The following is a 3,228-nucleotide window of genomic DNA, read 5'->3' as shown; positions in this document are numbered from 1 at the left end:
ACCCCAAGGCAGCTGAGTTCCATATAATATGTTTCTAACACCGACTCATCATACCTGCGCTGGGAACCGGGTTTGCACAGTGGACCGTTACTGCCCTGACGTCTCTTTGTCAACCCTTTATTGAGACACCAAGTAAGTTCGAAGACGCTGCAACCCCTGCTCGGATAGTCCGTGAGCTCTAGCCCACCCTTCTATCCCACCAGCCTTCTTGTCCAGGGCCTCTAAGAACAATTCCATCGTGTGGGGCTTTGCCTGATATAACTCCACCGGATTGGAATCAACACGTTCCCGATATGGCTCTTTTTCTCTCATGCGAGCCAAAATCCGTTCCATGTTCGCGTCAGTAGCTACATAGTCCGCTACGATTGCGTCCTTAACGACCCCGAGAAGCCCTAACAAAATGGCCACCACAACTCCGGTTCGATCCTTTCCCGCGTTACAGTGAATGACTGTAGCACACCGACCGACATTTCGTGCAATCAGTTCCAGCACTGCCACGATGTTGTCCCCGCCCAATTCCAAGTAACTCATGTATCTCCTGGCAAGCATGGTCCGTAGTTCTTCCGGATTTTTGACATCGAACTGGCCCACTTCGTCGACCAAAGGCAGATGGACAAATTCAAGTTCAATGCTGCTCTCCTCAGCCCACTGCGGCTTCACTCGCATTCTCTCTTCCGGTGCACGTAGATCGATAACGCTTCTAACTCCGATTTCATGCACCAGGACATGGACGTCCCGTGTCGTCAAATGGTCTAGAGTATCACTACGGAACACGGATCCAAAGACTGTCTCCCGGCCGTCACCGGTCGGTAGTCCACCCAGATCGCGAAAGTTAAACGCGCCTTCAAGTGCATATTTTCTCTCTTTTGAACGCACAGTGCTCTCCTCCTAACGCTCTACTATAAGGATCCTATCACATGCATTTACATGCATCAAAGGGCTGCAAAACCCTTACTAGAGTCGAGGGGCATTCCAGCATTCGAACGCCCTTCGCGTGGTAGATACCGTTGGCTATCGCGGCCGTGGAAGGAAAAAGAGGCTATACTGACACAAAAAAATCCATTTCGGATGTCCCGGCGAGGGCACTTCACCGTAACACGTTTCGATAACCAGCACATCCGGAGCGGTGGGCAAGCAATAGTCCAGGATATTCGGATTGCGCATGTCCCCTGGTCCAATATGTACTCCTCAAAAAGCAAACAACCAATCCCCTGCACAGGCCAGCCTTGTTTCTATCCTTACTCTCCCGCAGCCACAACAGGGACGCCCGTATCACTTTCCCGGTCCACAACAAAGACCTTTGGATAGTCTCTACGGGCTCCCCGTATGCAGCTAAGCGTGGATTGTTCTTGAAATCGTCGTACCTCTCTTTCCCATCACATTTTTCAGTTTGTACGTGCCAGGCACGTCACGCTACAACAGATTCTGGCGACAACAAGACTCACATAAGCACCGTCATAGCATCGCCTGTCGCGTCCCTGTAAAGCCTTTGTTTATTAACCATTCTCCTCAGGCAATTTTTCTCCAGCGTCGTCTAGCAATTGGATCGCTTGACGTGGGCATGACCATACCGCCATCTGTAGCATCTTCCTGTCAACATTACTGACAGAACCCACAACAACCTTTCCCTCTTGATCGAGAGAAAAAACATCGGGTAACACTTCTATACAGCGCCCGAACCCCATGCAAGCTTCCCGGTCAACCACCACACGCAATTCGCAATGCCTCCTTCTAGTGCTTAATGCTCAACCCATCACTCATGACGCTGTCTATCCAGTGCCCGCAGCAGTACTTCATGCGTGGCATGCCATACAGTGTGATAAGAATCATCGTTTATGCCTGTAAAGGCATCCGTTTCTCCACCTTCGAAGCGGCGACGGGCATCATGCAGCCGCTCAACGTAAGGGCCAATCACCTTGGAAGCAACAGGGTACTGAGTCATCAGCTCACGTAAGTTATCATCTACTGCAAACCATTTTTCGAGCACAGACACCAACTCGTCAGGATCAGGCTCCTGAATACGTATCTCTTGCCATTTGCTCGCAATCGCTTTAAACTCCCGGTCCAAGCGTTCAAAGGCATCGAAAAATAACTCCAATGTATCTTTCTCAGCTACGTCGTACCGCTGTCGGCACAAGGTTGTCAAATGGGCATCACCCTTTTCACTTAATTGGCAATAGCCAGATTCCAATGACACCCAGTCGCCCAGTTGTGACAACCCTGACCATCCCATAGACTGCAACCGTGTTTCCAATTCCTCCAACGGCACTAAGCCTCTTATCCCAACCCACAGGAGTACATCCAGTAAAGAATCTTGACTTTCCAAAGTCACAGTTTTGTTCTCCCTCCTCGAAGCCCCACTCCTGCGATTTATAACGAGCCCACCTCTTTCACACCGGAATCATTAGAAAAATTACGCAAAATATCATTGGCCTTCGCTACAAATTGTGGAACATCACGGAAAATGGTCATCCGCCCCTCGTAAACATGTCCCGTTGAGCCATCCACTGTGACCTCCACGTTGGACGGTAGCTGATCAAGGAAGCTGCCGCAACCTACTACACAAGGAATACGAAGTTCACGAGCTACGATGGCTGCGTGACAAGTAAATCCTCCTTGTTCCGTCACAATAGCCGATGCCACTTTCATTCCCGCCAAATCGTTGGGCGTGGTCTCCGGCCGAACAAGTACCACCCGTTCTCCTTTTTCAACAAGCTGAAGAGCCTCCGGTACAGAGCGCACAACTATTCCGCTTGCAACCCCAGGTGAAGCGCCTATTCCGCTTGCCAAAGGTGACGCGTTGCCTGGTTCAACCCGTTCCACGTACAACTTCTCAAAATCCAACTCTTTCAGTTGTTGTGCCGCGATCTCCTCCGTTATGATTCCTTCACTCAGCATATCCATTGTCACCCGGCACGCAGCCAAAGGACTAAGGCGAAGGCGCCTTGTTTGCAGCACCCAAACCTTTCCACCTTCAACTGTGAACTCAACATCCTGCGGGAAGCCATCCTGTTGCTCTAGCAGCTTTCCGCAATTGATTAATTCTTCGTACGTTGCTGGCGACATTGCTTTCAGTTCCTCGAGACCATTAGGCGTCACCCGACCGGCCACCAAAGCCTCCCCTTGCGCCCCAGCTAGCCATTCCCCACGGGGCTTGGGATCGCCGCTAGCGGGATCGCGTGTGAAGAGCACTCCTGTCCCTGACAGCGCGTCGCGATTTCCGTATAC

3 protein-coding genes and 1 pseudogene are annotated in these 3,228 nt (G+C 51.1%); all 4 read right to left on the bottom strand.

Annotated features, from left to right (window positions below; all coding sequences use genetic code 11):
* Positions 1–117: 117 nt before the first annotated feature.
* Entirely contained in the window at positions 118–876 is a 759-nt protein-coding gene (locus tag BAA01_02305; protein ID OUM84371.1) for a hypothetical protein, read from the bottom strand.
* Between the two features lie 620 nt (positions 877–1,496).
* On the bottom strand, positions 1,497–1,685 hold the full coding sequence (locus tag BAA01_02300) for a hypothetical protein (GenBank protein OUM84372.1): 189 nt from the start codon (positions 1,683–1,685) through the stop codon (positions 1,497–1,499).
* Between the two features lie 68 nt (positions 1,686–1,753).
* The gene (locus BAA01_02295) at positions 1,754–2,332 is read right to left on the bottom strand and encodes a hypothetical protein (protein OUM84370.1); all 579 of its coding nucleotides are present in this window, start codon (positions 2,330–2,332) and stop codon (positions 1,754–1,756) included.
* Between the two features lie 38 nt (positions 2,333–2,370).
* A pseudogene (locus tag BAA01_02290) lies at positions 2,371–3,228 on the bottom strand (hypothetical protein).

It is taken from the genome of Bacillus thermozeamaize, from assembly GCA_002159075.1.
In the GTDB taxonomy this organism is placed as follows: Bacteria; Bacillota; Bacilli; order ZCTH02-B2; family ZCTH02-B2; genus Bacillus_BB; species Bacillus_BB thermozeamaize.
This window is presented reverse-complemented; position numbering and strand designations above follow the sequence as displayed.